Source organism: Cellulomonas sp. P5_E12, assembly GCF_054049315.1.
This window is the reverse complement of sequence record NZ_JBFUMP010000002.1, coordinates 223668-240072: the sequence shown is the minus strand read 5'-3', so window position 1 is coordinate 240072 and position 16405 is coordinate 223668. Positions and strand designations below refer to the sequence as shown.

Here is a 16405-nt window from a genome sequence, read left to right as displayed (position 1 = left end):
CTAGCCTGTCGCCATGCGGAACAGGCTCGTCGTCGCCGGCGCGGTCGCGGCCGGGGTGCTGGGCGTCGTCGTCGCGCTGGTGGCGCTCTTCCCGCCCGTGCGCCAGGTTCCCGGTCCGCGCGCCGGTCTGGTGGTCGCCGGGGTCGTCGCCGTGCTGGGCGTCAGCATGCTCGTGCTCCTGCACCGGACGACCGCGGCGCGGTGGGCCGCCTGGTTCGCCGTCCCCGCCGCGGCGCTGGGTGCGGCGTGGTGGTGGCAGCCCCAGAGCTCGTTCGGCTGGTTCGCGTACGCACCGCTCTCCTCGGTCGTGGTCGAAGGATCAGCGGGTGCCGACCTCCTTCTGCCCACACTCGTGCTCCTGCTCGGCGTGCTCGCGACGACGGGCGTGGTCGCGCTCGTCGGCGACGAGTCCCCGGTCCGCGTGCTCGCGGTCGTCGCGGCGGCCCTCACCGCCCCGCTGTGGGTGGTGCCCGGCATCCGCGTCACCGCGTACGGCGCATCGCTCTCCGGCGAGCTCGTCACCACCCGGGTCACCGTCGTGCGGACGGCGGCGCTGCTGCTGGTCCTCGTCATCGGCTCGGCCGTGCTCCTGGCCCGTCGGCCCGCACCCGGCCGGGCGACCGCCTACGCCATCCCCGCCGCCGGGCTCAGCTGGGTCTGGTGGCAGACGGGCGCGGGCGCCACCGTGGGCGTCGCGCTGTCCGGCGGCACACCGGGCCCCGGCTTCTCCGACCTGCTCCCGTGGCTGGTCACGCCCGTCGCGGAGAGCGCCCTCGTGATCGTCCTGTGGGTGCTGACGTTCCTCGGCGCGCGCGTCCTCGTCGGCCGCTACCGCCCGCCGGACTCCCTGCCCGTCAGCCCGTCCGAGCCCTGACGTCAGGCGATCGAGAGGTCGAGCGTCGCCTCGGACTGTCCCGCTGCGGCGGCCACGGTCAGCACCGGCCGACCGGCGGCCTCGACGCGCACGGACCACGGCGCCCTCGCGCCCCGGGCCTCCACCCGCACCTCGTCGCCGGTCCGTGTCACCACGAACGCGACGTCCGCACGCTCCCCGACGGCGGGGACCGTCGTCACCGAGCGATGGCCGTCCGGCAGGTCGAACAGACGCAGCGTGACGCCGTCGGCCCAGTCGTAGTCGGGCCGGTCGGAGCGAGCACCCAGGGCGAGCACCGATCCCGGCCGCACGTACAGCGGGACGGAGTCGAAGCCGTGCCGCTCGCGCACCCAGCGCGGGCCGGTGACCTGGTCGCCGGTGAGCAGCGAGGTCCAGGTGCCCTCGGGCACGTAGACGTCGACGTCTCCCTCGGCATTGAAGACGGGGGCGACCAGCAGGTCGGGCCCGAGCATGTACTGGGTGTCGATCGTGGCGGCTGCGGGGTCGTCGGGGAACTCCAGCACCATCGGCCGCATGACGGGCACGCCGTCCCGGTGCGCCTCGGCGCCGGCCGCGGCGAGGTACGGCATCAGGGAGAGCTTGAGCCGGGTGAACAGCCGCGCGACGTCGACGGCCTCCTCGTCGAAGGCCCACGGCACCCGGTACGAGCTCGACCCGTGCAGGCGGCTGTGCGACGACAGCAGGCCGAACGCCAGCCACCGCTTGAACACGGCGGCGTCCGGTGTGCCCTCGAAGCCCCCGATGTCGTGGCTCCAGAACCCGAACCCGGACGCGGCGAGCGACAGACCGCCGCGCAGCGACTCCGCCATCGACACGAACGTCGACTCGCAGTCACCGCCCCAGTGCACGGGGAACTGCTGGCCGCCCGCCGTCGCTGACCGCGCGAAGAGCACCGCCTCCCCCGGCCCCTGCTCGGCCTCCAGGACGTCGAAGACGGCGCGGTTGTACAGCTGCGTGTAGTAGTTGTGCATCCGCTGCGGGTCCGAGCCGTCGTGCCAGACCACGTCGGTCGGGATCCGCTCGCCGAAGTCGGTCTTGAACGCGTCCACGCCCTGCCCGACCAGCCGGCGCAGGTGCGCCTGATACCAGGCCACCGCCTCGGGATTGGTGAAGTCGACGAGCCCCATGCCGGCCTGCCACATGTCCGTCTGCCAGATCGAGCCGTCGGCGCGGGTCACCAGGAACCCGCCCGCGCGGCCCTCCTCGAAGAGAGCGGAGCGCTGCGCGATGTAGGGGTTGATCCAGACGCAGATCTTCAGGCCCTTGGCCTTGAGCCGCGCGAGCATGCCCTCCGGGTCCGGGAACGTCGCGGGGTCCCAGGTGAAGTCGGTCCAGTGGAAGGCGCGCATCCAGAAGCAGTCGAAGTGGAAGACGCTCAGCGGCAGGTCACGCTCGGCCATGCCGTCGACGAACGAGGTCACGGTCGCCTCGTCGTAGCTCGTGGTGAACGAGGTGGAGAGCCAGAGGCCGTACGACCAGGCCGGGACCTGTGCCGGGCGGCCGGTCAGCGCGGTGTACCGGCGGAGCACGTCCTTGGGCGTCGGCCCGTGGATGACGTAGTACTGCAGGGACTCACCGGGGACCGAGAACTGTGTCCTGCTGACAACCTCGGAGCCCACCTCGAACGAGACCCGCCCGGGGTGGTCGACGAACACCCCGTACCCGGCGTCGGACAGGTAGAACGGGACGTTCTTGTACGCCTGCTCGGACGACGTACCGCCGTCGGCGTTCCAGATGTCGACCGACTGGCCGTTCTTGACGAACGCGCCGAACCGCTCGCCGAGCCCGTAGACGTGCTCGCGCACGCCCAGGCTCAGCTGCTCGTGCACGTACGAGTCGCCCGCGGCGTCCGTGACGATCCCCACCGAGCGGGGGGTCGACGACGTCAGCAGCCTGCCGCCGGCCTCGAACCGCACGTCCCAGGCACCGGTCGTGGCGATCCGCGCGCTCAGCTCCCCGCTCCGGAGCGTGACGAAGCCGTCGTCCGGGACGACCTTCACGTCCCCGGCGCCGGCCGCCACCTCGAAGTGCGGGCCGCGGTCCACGCCGCCGCTGAAGTGCTCGATGCGCACCCGGATCACGTCGTCCATCGGGCTGTCGAACGCCACCGAGACGAGCGGGCGGTTGAGCGAGTCGCCGCGGCGCACCTGCGGGACCGTGGCCGCGTACACCCGGACGTCGGCGTCGCCGACGACGACGTCCGCGACGTCGCGGGGGTGCAGCACGGTGGTGCCGGGGAGCGTCTGCCAGTAGCCGTCGGTGAACTTCATCGTCGTCCTCTCGGTCCTGCTTCTGTCCGACCACGCGCCACGCCGCCCCCTCGTCGGGACGGGCAGCCGGGTCGGTGCACAGATCATCGAAGCGCTTCGCCTGACGGAGCGTACGCCACCGCTGCGGCCGCGCCTAGAGGCGTACGCCGACGAGAACGCCGACGTGAACGGCGACGGTCGGAAAATGCACCCCCGGCATCGCGCCCAACCATTCGGGAACCGTCCGGCTCCGCGTGCCGCTAATCTTGCGCCATGGCGACCATCGGCGATGTTGCCCGGGCGGCCGGGGTGTCCCTGTCGACCGTGAGCTACGTGATCAGCGGCAAGCGGCCGATCTCGCAGCCGACTCGCGAGCGGGTCGAGCGCGCGATCCGCGACCTGGCGTTCCACCCGCACGCCGGCGCGCAGGCCCTGGCGTCGGCGCGGAGCAACGTCATCGCGCTCATGGTGCCGTTCCGGCCGGGGATCAACGTCGCGATCATCATGGAGTTCGTCGCCGGGGTGGTCACCGCGGCCCGGACGTTCGACCACGACGTCCTGCTGCTCACCCAGGAGGACATCCAGGAGATCGACCGGGTGGCCGCGCGATCCCTCGCGGACGCCGTGATCGTCATGGACGTCGAGTCCCAAGACGCCCGGCTGCCGTCGCTGCGCGCCATGGACCTCCCCGCGGTCCTCATCGGCGTCCCGGACGACACCTCGGGCCTGGCCTGCGTCGACCTCGACTTCGCCGCGGCCGGCCGCCTGGCCACCCGGACGCTCATCGATGCAGGTCACAAGCGGCTCGCGCTCATCGGCGCGTCCCGCGAGCGGTTCGAGCGCCGCGCGAACTACGCGGTCCGCATGCGCGACGGGGTGGTCGACCAGGCGACGCACAGCAACGTCGAGCTGCACGTCCTGCCCTGCGACCCGAGCTATGCCGGCGGTGTCGCGGTGGTGGACCAGCTGCTCGCCGAGCATCCCGAGGTGACGGGTCTCGTCGTGCACAACGAGGCCGCCCTCGCCGGCGTCGTCGACGCGCTCGAGCGGGCCGGCCGACCGGTGCCCGACGCCATGTCGCTCGTGGCCATCAGCGCGGCGAACATCGCCGAGACGCTGCGCCACCCGGTCGACGCGATCACGGTCCCCGGCCACGACATCGGCCGGATCGCGGTCGAGATGGCGATGGCCCGGCTGCGCCAGGAGAGCACGGGCGAGACCCGCCTGGTCTCGCCGATGCTGGAGCGTCGCGGCAGCGTCACGCCCCCGTCCTGACGCCTTACCGGGTACCTCCCCCACGCCACAGCTTGACGTCGAAGCGCTTCGAAATCTGATGTCGAAGCGCTTCGAATTCGGCGTCCGCTCCCGACGAGGACGGCGATCTTCGGCGGATAACAATTCCGGCAAGACGGTTGACAGTCGCATCGGATCAGGCACACGATGGCGCCCATCAGTCATCGAAGCGCTTCGCTTCGACGGGGCCCCGCACCCCGACCCCAAGTACCACGTCAAGGGAGATGTGAAACATGCGTTCGAGAGTGATCACCGCCGCAGGCGCCCTGATCGCCGTGGGTGCACTGCTCGTCGGCTGCTCCGGCGGCGACTCGGGCTCCGACGACGACTCCACCAGTGGCGGCCCCGTCACGCTCGAGTACTGGGCGTGGGGCACGGCCCAGGACCCGATGGTCGAGGCGTGGAACAAGGCCCACCCCGACATCCAGGTCAAGCACACCGACGCCGGTGGCGGCACGGACTCCTCCGCCAAGCTGCTCACCGCGACCCGGGCCGGCAACGCCCCGGACGTGTCCGTCGTCGAGTACCAGACGCTCCCGGCGATGATTGTCGGGGACGTGGCCGCCGACATCACCGAGTACGTCGACGACGACCTCAAGTCGAGCTTCACGGACGCGACCTGGGGCCTGACGACCTTCAACGACGCGATCTACGGCGTCCCGCAGGACGTCGGCCCCATGGCGTTCATCTACAACCAGGCGCGGCTCGACGAGCTCGGCGTCCCGGTCCCCACCACGTGGGCCGAGTTCAAGACCGCGGCGCAGGCGGTCCGCCAGGCCGACCCGACGACGTACCTCGCCACGTTCAACACCACCGAGTTCGGCTTCTTCGCCGGTATGGCGCAGCAGGCCGGTGCGAAGTGGTGGACGGTCGACGGCGACAAGTGGACCGTCGGAATCGACGACGAGGCGTCGAAGGAGGTCGCCGACTACTGGCAGGACCTCATCGACAACGACCTCATCAAGGTCGAGGACCTGCTGACGCCGCAGTGGAACCAGGAGGTCAACGCCGGTCAGGTGCTGTCGTGGCCGTCCGCGCTGTGGGCCCCCGGCGTGATCTATGGCGTGGCCGAGTCCATGGCCGGCCAGTGGGCGATGGCCCCGCTCCCGCAGTGGACACCCGGTGACAGCGCGGTGGCCTACCAGGGCGGCTCGGCCGTCGTCGTGACGACGTCGTCGAAGCACCCGAAGGAGGCTGCGGAGTTCGCTGCGTGGATCAACTCCAGCGACGAGGGTGCCGGGATCCAGCTCGAGACAGGCCAGTACCCGGCCTCGACTCTGGGCCAGACGAAGGCGGAGACGTCCGAGCCGCCGCTGCTCATGCCGCAGCAGACCGACTTCTGGCAGCTCGCGTCGACGATCGCCGGCAACACGATCCCGAACATCTCGTGGGGCCCGAACGTCAACGTCGCCCAGTCGGCGTTCCAGGACGCGATGGCCAAGGCCGTGCAGGACGGGACGCCGCTGAGCGACGCCCTCACGGCAACCCAGAAGGTCGTCGTGGACGACATGAAGAAGACCGGGTTCGACGTCAGCGAGTGAGGACGTCCCGGCCGCGGCGTCACGTGCGCCGCGGCCGGGCCTCCCGATGGAGAGTGACATGACGACAACCACCACGACGCCGACGACGACGTCGACAGGTGTCACCACGCCCAAGAAGCTCCGCCGCTCGCCGATCGCCCCCTACGTGTTCGTCGCGCCGGCGGTCGTGCTGTACATCGCGTTCCTCCTCGTGCCGATGCTCTACTCGATCTACCTCAGCTTCCGAGGGCTGCGGCTGGTCTCGGGCGGCGCGTTCGGCAAGCGCAAGGAGGTGTTCATCGGGCTCGAGAACTACGTCTCGGCGATCACCGACCCCGAGTTCCTCGCCGGCTTCGGCCGGCTCGCGATCTACGGCGCCATCGCGATCCCGCTCACCCTCGGCCTGGCCCTCCTGTTCGCGCTCCTGCTCGACCTCGGCGCGACGAAGGCCAAGCGGTTCTCCCGCACGTCGATCTTCATCCCGTACGCCGTGCCCGGGGTCGTCGCGACCCTCATGTGGGGCTTCATGTACCTGCCCCTGACCAGCCCGTTCTCGTACATCACCGAGAAGCTGGGCTGGGGCACGATCCCGTTCCTGGAGAACCCCTGGATCTTCGGCTCCGTCGCCAACATCGCGATCTGGGGCGGGGTCGGGTTCAACATGATCATCATCTACACCTCGTTGCGCGGGATCCCGGGCGAGCTCTACGACGCGGCTCGCATCGACGGCGCCAACGAGTGGCAGATCGCCTGGCGGGTCAAGGTGCCGCTGGTGACTCCGGCCCTCGTCCTGACCGGCCTGTTCGCGCTCATCGGCACGCTCCAGGTCTACGGCGAACCGACCACCCTTCGACCCATGACGAGCGCGATCTCCCAGACCTGGGTGCCGCTCATGACGATCTACCGCGACGCGTTCATCCGCGACGACCTGCCCCGCGCCGCCGCGAGCTCGGTGTTCCTCGCGGTGTGCACCGTTGCCCTGTCCGTGATCCTCCTGCGGCTCACGCAGAAGCGCGCGTTCGGAGGAGAGAACTGATGGCCCGCCCGACCCTCGCGCACGACACGGTGCGCACCCCGTTGCTGTCGAAGGCGATTCCGACCGCGGTCATCCTCGTCGGGGCGCTGTACTGCCTCGTGCCGGTCGCCTGGGTGCTCGTCGCCTCGACGAAGTCGCGCTCGGAGCTCTTCACGACCTTCACGTTCGCCCCCGGCACCGGGCTGATCGACAACCTCCACGACCTGTTCGCGTACGGCGGCGGGCAGTACACCACCTGGGCCCTCAACAGCCTCCTGTACGCAGGAGTCGGCGCCGTGCTCTCCGTCATCGTCTCGGCGATGGCGGGCTACGGCCTGGCGAAGTACCAGTTCCGCGGCCGCGACCTCGTGTTCTACGCGATCCTCGCCGGAGTCCTCATCCCCGGCATCACGCTCGCGATCCCGCAGTACCTGCTGATGTCGCAGATCGGTTTCGCCGGGTCGTACCTGTCCGTCCTGCTGCCGGTGATCGTCTCGCCGTTCGGCATCTACCTCTGCCGGGTGTTCGCGGCGGCGTCCGTACCGGTCGAGACCATCGAGGCCGCCCGGCTCGACGGCGCCGGCGAGGCCCGGATCTTCACGAGCATCGGCGTGCCGATGATGATCCCCGGCATGGTGACCGTCTTCATGCTGCAGTTCGTCGGCATCTGGAACAACTTCCTGCTGCCGTTCATCATGCTGTCGGACCAGAGCAAGTATCCGATCACGGTCGGGCTCTACACGCTGCTGTCCAAGGGGTCCGGAGAGCCGGCGCTGTACAGCGTCGCGATCATCGGCGCGGCCGTGTCGATCATCCCGCTCGTCGCGCTCCTGCTCTTCCTCCAGCGCTTCTGGCGCCTGGACCTGATCAGCGGCGGGCTCAAGGGATGAGCTCTCCCGACCCGGCCGTGCGCCGCGTGGTCGGCCCCGGCGTGGAGGTCGGCGTCCTGACCGTCGGCGCCTCGGCGCTCGGCAGCGACCGCGTCGACGACGAGACAGCGGCGGCCACGATCACCGCGGCGCTGACGGGTCCGCTCGCGGTGCTCGACACGAGCAACGGCTACGGCCGCTCGGAGGAGCGGATCGGGTCCGTGCTGCGGTCGCTCGGCGGCGTCCCGGCGGGGCATCTCGTCGCGACGAAGGTGGACCCGGCCGACGGGGTCGACGACTTCTCCGGCGACCGCGTCCGACGCTCGGTCGAGGAGAGCCTCGAGCGGCTCGGGCTCGACCGTCTGCCGCTGGTGCACCTGCACGACCCCGAGCGCATCACGTTCGCGGCGGCGACGGCCCCGGGCGGACCCCTGGAGGCGCTGCTCGCGCTGCGGGACGAGGGCGTCGTCGGGCTCGTCGGCGTCGCCGGCGGACCCGCGGCCATGATGGAGCGCTTCGTGCGGCTCGGCGTCTTCGATGCCCTCGTCACGCACAACCGGCTCACCCTGCTCGACAGGTCCGCCGACGCCCTGCTCGACGCGGCCGTCGAGCACGGGGTGGCGGTCTTCAACGCCGCACCCTTCGGCGGGGGGATCCTCGCCCGGGAGCCGCGGCCCAGCGTCCCTCTGACGTACGCGTACCGGCCGGCGACTCCCGACCACCTCGCGGCGCTCACGGCGATCGCCGCGGCGTGCACCCGGCACGGTGTCCCGGTGCCCGCCGCGGCGCTCCAGCTCTCCACGCGCGACCCGCGCGTCGCGTCGACGATCGTCGGGGCGACCCGGCCGCAGCAGATCGACGACGCGCTCGCCTGGGCGCGGCACCCCGTTCCCGCCGACCTGTGGGACGAGCTCGCGAAGCTGGTCCCGGACCAGCGCGTGTGGCTCGGTCCCGACGGTCGATGACCTCGCAGCAGGAGACCCGATGACCCGCACGCCGTTCGTCCCCGACCGGATCTGGTTCGGTGGCGACTACAACCCCGAGCAGTGGCCGCGCGAGGTCTGGGCGCAGGACGTCGCGCTCATGCAGCGTGCCGGGGTGAACACCGCGACGATCGGTGTCTTCTCCTGGGCGCTGCTCGAGCCAGAGGAAGGCCGCTACGAGCTGGGCTGGCTCGACGACGTCGTCGAGACCCTGCATGCCGGCGGCATCGGCGTCGTGCTGGCGACCCCGACGGCCTCGCCGCCGCCCTGGTTCAGCGCGGCCMACCCGGACGCGCTGCCCGTCCTCGCCGACGGGACGCGGCTGTCGCACGGCAGCCGCGACACCTACTGCGTGTGCGCGCCCGCCTACCGCGAGCGCTCCCGGTCGATCGCCGGCGTGCTGGCCCGCCGGTACGGCGCGCACCCGGCGCTGAAGGCGTGGCACGTGCACAACGAGTACGGCACGTACTGCTGGTGCGACCACGTCGCTGCGGCGTTCCGGTCGTGGTTGCAGGCGCGGTACGGGACGCTCGACGCGCTCAACGAGGCGTGGTGGACGACGTTCTGGAGCCAGCACTACGAGTCGTGGGACGACGTCCTGCCGCCCCGCGCGACCCAGTACCTGCACAACCCGACGCAGGCCGTCGACTTCCGCCGATTCTTCTCCGACGAGATGCTCGACGCGTACCGCGAGCAGAGCGCCGAGATCCGCGCCACCGGGTCGTCGGCCCCCATCACGACGAACTTCATGCTCCCCACCTGGAACCACCTCGAGCAGTGGAGCTGGTCCGCCGAGCTCGACGTGCCGTCCGTCGACCACTACCTCGACACGACCGGTCCCGACGGTGAGGCGCACGTCGCCTACGGCTCAGACCTCACGCGGTCGTGGGCCGACGGCGGACCCTGGCTGCTCATGGAGCAGTCGATGAGCTCGATCTCGACCGACGGGCGGATCGCATTCAAGGACCCAGCGCGGGCCGTGCGCAACTCGCTCGGCTACGTGGCGCGCGGGGCGCAGTCGTCGCTGTTCTTCCAGTGGCGCGCGTCGGCGGCGGGCTCGGAGGCCTGGCACGGCGCGATGGTGCCGCACGCGGGGGCCGACTCCGCGACGTTCCGGGCGGTGTGCGAGCTCGGCTCGGTCCTCGACTCGATCGCCGAGGTGCTGAGCCCGCCCGCCGACGGACGCCTGGTCGACAGCGGGATCGCGGTCTGGTGGCACGCCGAGGGTTGGTGGGCGCTGGAGAACCGCAGCCTGCCGTCGGACCACCTGAGCTACTCCGACGCCGTGCGCTCCGTGCACCGCGCGGCGTGGCACGCGGGGCTGCAGGTCGACTTCACGCGGCCCGGGTCCGACCTGTCCCGGTACCAGGTGCTGCTGGTCCCGAGCATGTTCGCGCTCGACGACGACGCGGTCCGCTCGGCCGAGGAGTTCGTCGCGGGCGGCGGCCACCTCGTGGTCTGGCCGTTCACCGGGATCGCGGACGAGAACCTGCACGTCGTCACCGGCGGCTACCCCGGCCGGCTGCGCGAGCTGGTCGGTCTTCGCGTCGAGCACATCGCGCCGCTGGCACCCGGCGAGACCGTGACGCTGGACGACGGCTCGACGGGGTCGGTGTGGTCGGAGCTCGTGCAGCCCGTCGACGCCACGGTGCTGCGCCGGTACCGCGGCGGCGACCTCGACGGGCAGCCGGCGCTCACGCGGGTGCAGCGCGGGGCGGGGACTGTCACCTACGTCTCGACCCACCTGGACCTTGCGGCGACGCGCGCCCTGCTCGAGGAGGTCGCGTCCGGGGCCGGGGTGACGCCCGTGGTGCCGGACCGACCGGGCGACGTCGAGGTCGTGCGCCGGCGCGGGTCGGACCACGACTACCTGTTCGTGCTCAACCACGGCCCCGTCCCGGCTCGCGTGACCGGGCCGGGCCTGGACCTCGTCGGCGGCACGCGCACCGACGACGGCGCGCCCGTCGCGGCCGGCGGCTACCTCGTCGTGCGCGAGGACGCCGGAGCCGCGTGGGCCGTGACGCTCGCATGACCTCCGCGACCCGCGTGCCGACCCGTCCGGTCATCGCCGGGTTCCACCCTGACCCCAGCGTCTGCCGGGTAGGCGAGGCGTTCTACCTCGCGTGCTCGAGCTTCGAGTACGCCCCCGGCGTTCCCGTGTTCCGTTCCGTCGACCTCGTCGACTGGACGCTCGTCGGGCACGCGCTCGACCGTCCGGACCAGCTCGCACTCGCGCGGGTCGGTCCGTCGGGCGGGATCTACGCGCCCACGCTCCGGCACCACGACGGCCGGTTCTGGCTCGTCACGACGAACGTGGACGACGGCCCTGGCCACCTCGTGGTGAGCGCGGCCGACCCTGCTGGCCCGTGGTCGGCCCCCGTGCGCATCGAGGAGGCCGGTGGCATCGACCCCGACCTGGCCTGGGACGATCTCGGAACCTGCTACCTGACCTGGTCCGACGGCGGGATCCTGCAGGCCGAGGTCGACCTCGCGTCCGGGCGCCTGCTCACCGAGCCGCGGCGGCTCTGGAGCGGCACCGGCGGACGCGACCCGGAGGGACCGCACCTCTACCGCGTCGGCGACACGTGGTACCTCGTCCTCGCCGAAGGGGGCACCGGTCTCGGGCACGCCGTGTCGGTCGCCCGCGGCCCGGCCCCGACGGGGCCGTTCGAGCCGTTCGACGAGAACCCCGTGCTGACGGCCCGCGGAACGAGCCGGACGGTGCAGAGCACCGGGCACGGCGACCTCGTGGAGCGGTCCGACGGCTCGTGGGCCCTCGTGCACCTCGGGGTGCGGTCCGCGGGTCGGTTCCCCGGCTGGCATGTGCTCGGCCGGGAGACCTTTGCCGTGCAGGTCGACTGGGTGAACGGCTGGCCGCGGGTAGGCGAGCCGCTCGAGCCGCCGGAGACAGCCGGTTGGTCGCAGCGGCTCGACGGCACGGTGCCGGAACTCCCGGCTGACTGGGTCGGAGCCGCCGTCTTCCCCGACGAGGTCCTGCGCCGGGCCGAAGGCCGATGGCGGCTCTCGTCGCCGGCCGAGTCGGCGGGCGAACACGACGCTCGCACGTTCGTGGGGCGGCGCCAGGAGCATCGCACCACGACCGTCAGGGCGCGGATCGACGCGACCGACGGTGTCGGCGGTCTGGAGGTGCGCATCGACCCGCGGCACGCGCTCACCCTGGAGGTCGACGGTGGTCGGGTGCGCGCCGTGGCGCGCATCGGGTCCGTGACGACCCCGCTCGGGGAGTGGCACGGCGAGCCCGGCGACGATCCCGGCGGCGTCGTGCTCGAGCTGCGGGCCGATCCCGGGGCCGATGGTGCCGGCGGACCCGACGTGCTCGTCGCCTGCGTCGAGCGGTCGGGACTGCGCACCGAGCTCGGTCGACTCGACGGCCGTTACCTGTCGAGCGAGGTCGCCGGCGGGTTCACCGGCCGGATGGTCGGTGCGGTGTGCTCCCGCGGGCACGTCGACGTGCTCGACCTCGAGTACGCCGGAGCGACCTAAGAGGTCACGTCGTCCGCGCAATGACGATCAGCAGCATCGTCACGAGGAACCCTGTGACGAGGTTGAGCCAGAGGAAGCGGCGCCACCCGGCGTTGGCCCGCTCGCAGTCCTCGTCGCGCACGGACCAGAACTGCGCCGCGTTGACGGCATAAGGGATGGGCAGCACCGCCGCGAGCGACCCGGGCCACGGGACGACGAGCAGCACGGCCGCCGCCAGCACGTAGAGCACCGTCGACGCGACGACCGTCCGGTGCGCGCCGAGCGCGGTGGCCACCGACGCGATGCCGGCCTCGCGGTCGGCGCGCACGTCCTGCACCGCACCGAACGCGTGCGACGCCATCCCCCAGAGCACGAACGCCACGAGCACCGGCCACGTGGTCGTCGCCCCCAGGTCCGCGCCGACCAGCACCAACGCGTACAGCAGGGGGCCGACGAAGTGCATCGCGGACGTCAACGAGTCCAGCACCGGCCGCTCCTTGAACCGGAGCACGGGCGCCGAGTAGGCGACGACCAGGAAGAGCACCAGCGCCAGCGTCGCGTTCGCGGCGGCGCCGCCGACGAGCAGCAGGTACGCGACGAACGGCACGGTCGTGACGACGCACGCCCACAGGATCCGGCGGTGCACCTGTCGCGCGCGGGACGGCGCCACGAGGCCGCCCTCGATGCCGCCCTTGCGGGGGTTGCGCAGGTCGGAGGCGTAGTCGAACACGTCGTTGATGCCGTACATCAGCAGGTTGTAGGGGCCCAGGAAGAACAGGGTACCGACGACGAACGTCACGTCGATCCGGCCGCCCGTGGCCAGCAGGTAGCCGGCCGCGAACGGGTACGCGGTGTTGATCCAGGAGAACGGGCGCGAGGCCGCCAGGACCTCTCTCACTCGGCGTCCTGGCGACGGCGGCGACCGAGGACGATCCACAGCACGGGCATCCCGACGGCGGCGGCGATCGCGTACGCGAAGTCCTCCAGCGGTGCACCCCAGATTCGGATGCCGAGGATCTTGTCGGGGTCGAACACGTACAGGTCGGCGGCGATCATGATGGTGTCGAAGACCGCGGTGAGCACGCACAGGAGCACCGCGGTCGCGACGAGCGGGATCGCCCGCATCCGACGCAGCGTCGGCCAGCAGACCGCCCCCAGCACGGCCAGCACGAGCACGTTGAGGACCATGTTCGTCACGACGCGTCCCCCTCGTCGGCGAGCGCGCGGCGACCGGCCTCACGCTGCCTCGCGGACAGGTCGAACCAGCGCCACGCCAGCAGCGCCGTGTAGCAGAGCAGCGCCAGGAAGAACGCCTCCTCCAGCGGCAGCTCGGGCGCCAGCAGCAGGCCCGTCATGTGGGGCGAGTCGCCGCGGGCGAAGATGCCGAGCAGCAGGCCGATGCCGTCCCAGGCGAGGAAGCCGACCACGCCGATCCCGACTGTGAGGGCGGCGCGGCGCGCATCGGCCCAGAACGCGAGCCGCAAGCGCCGGTCGAGCAGGGCGAGGCCCCCCAGCGACAGGAGCAGAGCGCCGAGGTACAGGAATCTCATCCGACCTGCTCGCTCCACACCCCGCGGGGACGCGCGGACGCCAGGTACCCGGGACGCAGCGGCGCGGGCAGCGGGCGCGACGACGTCTCCCCCAGCATCCGCTTGACCACGAGCTCGGCGCTGATCAGGCACATCGGCAGTCCCACACCGGGGATCGTGCCACCCCCGACGTGCAGCACGTTGGGGACGCGCGCGGAGGCGTCGCCCGGCCGGAACATCGCGCTCTGCCGCAGCGTGTGCTCCATGCCGAGCGCCGTGCCGCGCCAGGAGGAGAAGTCGCGCGCGAAGTCCGCCGGGCCCACCACCTTCCGGGTCACCACGCGGCCGCGCAGGTCCGGGACGCCCGCCCAGCCACCGATCTGGTCGAGGTACCGGTCCGCATGCCGTTCCAGGGCGTCGCCGCCGAGGGCCGGGTCGGCGGGGAACGGGACGAGGACGAACAGGTTCTCGTGGCCCGGCGGCGCCGCGGTCGGGTCGCTCGCGGTGGTCCGCGACACGTACATCGACGCGACCTCGGGCACCCGCAGCCCCTCGGGCGGGGTCGACCGCCCGGAGCCGAGGATGTCCTCGAAGTTCGTCGGCCAGTCGCGCGTGAAGAACAGCGAGTGGTGCGCCAGCTCCGGCAGCTCGCCGCGCACGCCGGCCATGATCAGCAGAGCCGAGATCCCGGGCCCCCGGTCCTCCCACCACGGCTCGGGCAGGTCCCGGTGCCGGCCGAGCAGCGCGGTCTCCGTGTGGTGGCGGTCCGCGGCGGACACGACGACGTCCGCGGGAACGAGCGAGCCGTCGGCCAGCCGGACCCCGCAGGCCGTGCCTGACCTGCGCGGATGCCTGACGGACGGACCCTCGTCGTCGATCTCGATGAGCGACACGTCGGCCCCCGTGCGCACCTCGACGCCCTCCGTGCGGGCGATCCGCTCGAGCGCCTCGATCACGGTGTACATCCCGCCGCGGGGGAAACGTACGCCGTCGACGAGGTCGAGGTGGCTCATCAGCGAGTACAGCGCCGGCACCCGGTACGGCGAGGACCCGAGGAACACGGCGTGGTACCCGAGCACCTGCCGGAGCACCGGATCCGTCACGGTCGCGGCGACCTTGCCGGCGAGCGTCCCGGTCAGCAGCCCCGCCAGCGTCCCCGACTGCCGCAGGATCTCCGCAGACAGCAGCCGGTCCGGCCGCGCGAACGTGGTGTAGAGGAACGAGTCGAGGGCCGTCCGGTACGCCTGCGTGGCCCGCTCCGCGTACCGCCGCATCGCGTCGCCGGCACCGGGCTCGCGAGCGTCGAACGTCGCCCAGTTGGCCTCCGGGTCCGCCACGACGTCGAAGGGGTCGGAGCCCTCGGGGAACAGCCGGTACGCCGGGTCCAGCCGCTCCAGCTCGACGTGGTCCTCGATCCGCTCGCCCAGCAGCGCGAACGCGTGCGCGAAGACCTCGGGCATGAAGTACCAGGACGGGCCGGTGTCGAACCGGAACCCGTCGATCGACAGCGTGCCCGCGCGCCCGCCCAGCTGGTCGTGCCGCTCCAGGAGCGTCACCTGGGCGCCCCCGCGCGCCAGCAGCGCGGCCGTGGTCAGTCCGGCGATGCCTCCGCCGATCACTACGACGCGGCCGGGGCCGGATCGATGCCCGCGAGAGCTCATGCGTCGACCGCGCGACCCGCCCGCGCCTCCGCCAGCACGGACTCGCCGACCACCAGCAGCTTGACCGGCGTCGGCAGGCGCACGCGCCCGACCAGCAACGACTCCGGTGGCCGCGTCGCGATCTCGTCGAGCAGCCGCTGGTAGAGGGCCAGCGTCGCCCCGACGGCGTACCGCGCGCGCCGCGGGAGCGTGGGGACGGCCGCGCGCGCGGTGGCGACGTCGTCGTTGATCTCCTCGAGGATCGCGTGCAGCTGCGCCGCGTCGAGGTGGCCCGGCGTCGTGCCCGGGAAGTACGTCCGGCCCAGCTCCTCGCTGTCCGCGCCGAGGTCGCGCAGGAAGTTGATCTTCTGGAACGCCGCCCCGAGCGCCCGCGCGCCGGCTACCTGCATCTCGTCGGGCTGGCGGACCGGCTCGTCGGGGCGCCGGTCCTCGTTGAGGAAGGCCCGGACGCACATGAGTCCCACCACCTCGGCCGACCCGAAGACGTAGGCCTCGTAGCTCGCGCGGTCGTGCTCGTGCACCGTGAGGTCGGTCCGCATGGAGGCGAAGAACGGCGCCGTCTCGGACGCGCCGATCCCCACCCGGCGAGCGGTCCGCGCGAACGCGTGCACCACGAGGTTGGTCGAGTACCCGGTCCGCAGGGCACGGGCGGTCTGCTCCTCGAGCTCGTCCAGCTCGGCGCCGGCGTCGTCGCCCCGGTAGGTGTCCACCACCTCGTCGGCCAGCCGCACGAGCGCGTAGACGGCACGGATGTCCTGCTGAGCCTGCCGCCCGAGCAGACGCGTCCCCAGCCCGAAGGACGTCGAGTAGGCGGCCAGCACGCCGGCGCTGGTGCGGGCGGCCGTCGCGTCGTACAGCCGGAGCGCCCGGTCACGCGCGGATCGCGCCTGCGCCATGGTGCCCCCCGC

At 72.1% G+C, this 16405-nt stretch carries 14 protein-coding genes; 8 read left to right on the top strand and 6 right to left on the bottom strand.

All coding sequences use genetic code 11. The features are described from left to right. Positions 1-13 precede the first annotated feature (13 nt). Positions 14-874 (top strand): hypothetical protein, encoded by an 861-nt coding sequence (locus ACXJKA_RS02540; RefSeq protein ID WP_456823593.1) that lies wholly within the window; start codon positions 14-16, stop codon positions 872-874. Positions 875-876: 2 nt separating this feature from the next. On the opposite strand, the gene yicI is transcribed toward ACXJKA_RS02540, so the two are convergent. After that, the gene (yicI, locus tag ACXJKA_RS02535; RefSeq protein ID WP_456823592.1) at positions 877-3165 is read right to left on the bottom strand and encodes an alpha-xylosidase; all 2289 of its coding nucleotides are present in this window, start codon (positions 3163-3165) and stop codon (positions 877-879) included. A gap of 252 nt (positions 3166-3417) precedes the next feature. Here yicI and ACXJKA_RS02530 point away from each other — a divergent pair, with 252 nt between their 5' ends. From ACXJKA_RS02530 to ACXJKA_RS02500, 7 genes are all read left to right on the top strand, one after another. Continuing rightward, a complete protein-coding gene (locus ACXJKA_RS02530; RefSeq protein WP_456823591.1) occupies positions 3418-4419 on the top strand; it encodes a LacI family DNA-binding transcriptional regulator in 1002 nt (333 codons plus the stop codon). 251 nt (positions 4420-4670) lie between these two features. Next, complete coding sequence (locus tag ACXJKA_RS02525) at positions 4671-5978, top strand: ABC transporter substrate-binding protein (RefSeq protein WP_456823590.1); 1308 nt, start codon at positions 4671-4673, stop codon at positions 5976-5978. 58 nt (positions 5979-6036) lie between these two features. Beyond that, positions 6037-6993, top strand: a complete 957-nt coding sequence (locus ACXJKA_RS02520; protein WP_456823589.1) for a carbohydrate ABC transporter permease — start codon at positions 6037-6039, stop codon at positions 6991-6993. Then, the gene (locus ACXJKA_RS02515) at positions 6993-7862 is read left to right on the top strand and encodes a carbohydrate ABC transporter permease (RefSeq protein ID WP_456823588.1); all 870 of its coding nucleotides are present in this window, start codon (positions 6993-6995) and stop codon (positions 7860-7862) included. The genes ACXJKA_RS02520 and ACXJKA_RS02515 overlap by 1 nt, the downstream gene beginning before the upstream one ends. Continuing rightward, positions 7859-8806: an aldo/keto reductase gene (locus tag ACXJKA_RS02510; RefSeq protein ID WP_456823587.1), complete on the top strand. Its 948-nt coding sequence runs from the start codon at positions 7859-7861 to the stop codon at positions 8804-8806. Before ACXJKA_RS02515 ends, ACXJKA_RS02510 begins: the two co-directional genes overlap by 4 nt. Positions 8807-8825: 19 nt before the next feature. Then, on the top strand, positions 8826-10856 hold the full coding sequence (locus ACXJKA_RS02505; protein WP_456823586.1) for a beta-galactosidase: 2031 nt from the start codon (positions 8826-8828) through the stop codon (positions 10854-10856). Continuing rightward, positions 10853-12328, top strand: coding sequence for a family 43 glycosylhydrolase (locus ACXJKA_RS02500; protein WP_456823585.1), 1476 nt, complete (start codon positions 10853-10855; stop codon positions 12326-12328). Before ACXJKA_RS02505 ends, ACXJKA_RS02500 begins: the two co-directional genes overlap by 4 nt. A gap of 4 nt (positions 12329-12332) precedes the next feature. Here ACXJKA_RS02500 and ACXJKA_RS02495 read toward each other — a convergent pair whose 3' ends face one another. Genes ACXJKA_RS02495 through ACXJKA_RS02475 form a run of 5 tightly spaced genes read right to left on the bottom strand, consistent with a single transcriptional unit; the run spans position 12333 to position 16393 of the window. After that, the gene (locus ACXJKA_RS02495) at positions 12333-13205 is read right to left on the bottom strand and encodes a prenyltransferase (RefSeq protein WP_456823584.1); all 873 of its coding nucleotides are present in this window, start codon (positions 13203-13205) and stop codon (positions 12333-12335) included. Further along, positions 13202-13495, bottom strand: coding sequence for a lycopene cyclase domain-containing protein (locus ACXJKA_RS02490; protein WP_456823667.1), 294 nt, complete (start codon positions 13493-13495; stop codon positions 13202-13204). Before ACXJKA_RS02490 ends, ACXJKA_RS02495 begins: the two co-directional genes overlap by 4 nt. 5 nt (positions 13496-13500) lie before the next feature. Next, complete coding sequence (locus ACXJKA_RS02485) at positions 13501-13857, bottom strand: lycopene cyclase domain-containing protein (RefSeq protein ID WP_456823583.1); 357 nt, start codon at positions 13855-13857, stop codon at positions 13501-13503. Continuing rightward, a complete protein-coding gene (gene crtI / locus ACXJKA_RS02480) occupies positions 13854-15497 on the bottom strand; it encodes a phytoene desaturase family protein (protein WP_456823582.1) in 1644 nt (547 codons plus the stop codon). The genes ACXJKA_RS02485 and crtI overlap by 4 nt, the downstream gene beginning before the upstream one ends. Further along, on the bottom strand, positions 15494-16393 hold the full coding sequence (locus ACXJKA_RS02475; RefSeq protein WP_456823581.1) for a phytoene/squalene synthase family protein: 900 nt from the start codon (positions 16391-16393) through the stop codon (positions 15494-15496). The genes crtI and ACXJKA_RS02475 overlap by 4 nt, the downstream gene beginning before the upstream one ends. Positions 16394-16405: the final 12 nt, after the last annotated feature.

What these genes read in the sequence shown, in the direction of transcription:
- ACXJKA_RS02500 (WP_456823585.1), top strand. Translation starts at nt 10,853, where the DNA reads ATGACCTCCGCGACCCGCGTGCCGACCCGTCCGGTCATCGCCGGGTTC.
- ACXJKA_RS02510 (WP_456823587.1), top strand. Translation starts at nt 7,859, where the DNA reads ATGAGCTCTCCCGACCCGGCCGTGCGCCGCGTGGTCGGCCCCGGCGTG.
- ACXJKA_RS02485 (WP_456823583.1), bottom strand. Translation starts at nt 13,857, where the DNA reads ATGAGATTCCTGTACCTCGGCGCTCTGCTCCTGTCGCTGGGGGGCCTC.
- ACXJKA_RS02475 (WP_456823581.1), bottom strand. Translation starts at nt 16,393, where the DNA reads ATGGCGCAGGCGCGATCCGCGCGTGACCGGGCGCTCCGGCTGTACGAC.
- crtI (WP_456823582.1), bottom strand. Translation starts at nt 15,497, where the DNA reads ATGAGCTCTCGCGGGCATCGATCCGGCCCCGGCCGCGTCGTAGTGATC.
- ACXJKA_RS02525 (WP_456823590.1), top strand. Translation starts at nt 4,671, where the DNA reads ATGCGTTCGAGAGTGATCACCGCCGCAGGCGCCCTGATCGCCGTGGGT.
- yicI (WP_456823592.1), bottom strand. Translation starts at nt 3,165, where the DNA reads ATGAAGTTCACCGACGGCTACTGGCAGACGCTCCCCGGCACCACCGTG.
- ACXJKA_RS02530 (WP_456823591.1), top strand. Translation starts at nt 3,418, where the DNA reads ATGGCGACCATCGGCGATGTTGCCCGGGCGGCCGGGGTGTCCCTGTCG.
- ACXJKA_RS02520 (WP_456823589.1), top strand. Translation starts at nt 6,037, where the DNA reads ATGACGACAACCACCACGACGCCGACGACGACGTCGACAGGTGTCACC.
- ACXJKA_RS02515 (WP_456823588.1), top strand. Translation starts at nt 6,993, where the DNA reads ATGGCCCGCCCGACCCTCGCGCACGACACGGTGCGCACCCCGTTGCTG.
- ACXJKA_RS02540 (WP_456823593.1), top strand. Translation starts at nt 14, where the DNA reads ATGCGGAACAGGCTCGTCGTCGCCGGCGCGGTCGCGGCCGGGGTGCTG.
- ACXJKA_RS02490 (WP_456823667.1), bottom strand. Translation starts at nt 13,495, where the DNA reads ATGGTCCTCAACGTGCTCGTGCTGGCCGTGCTGGGGGCGGTCTGCTGG.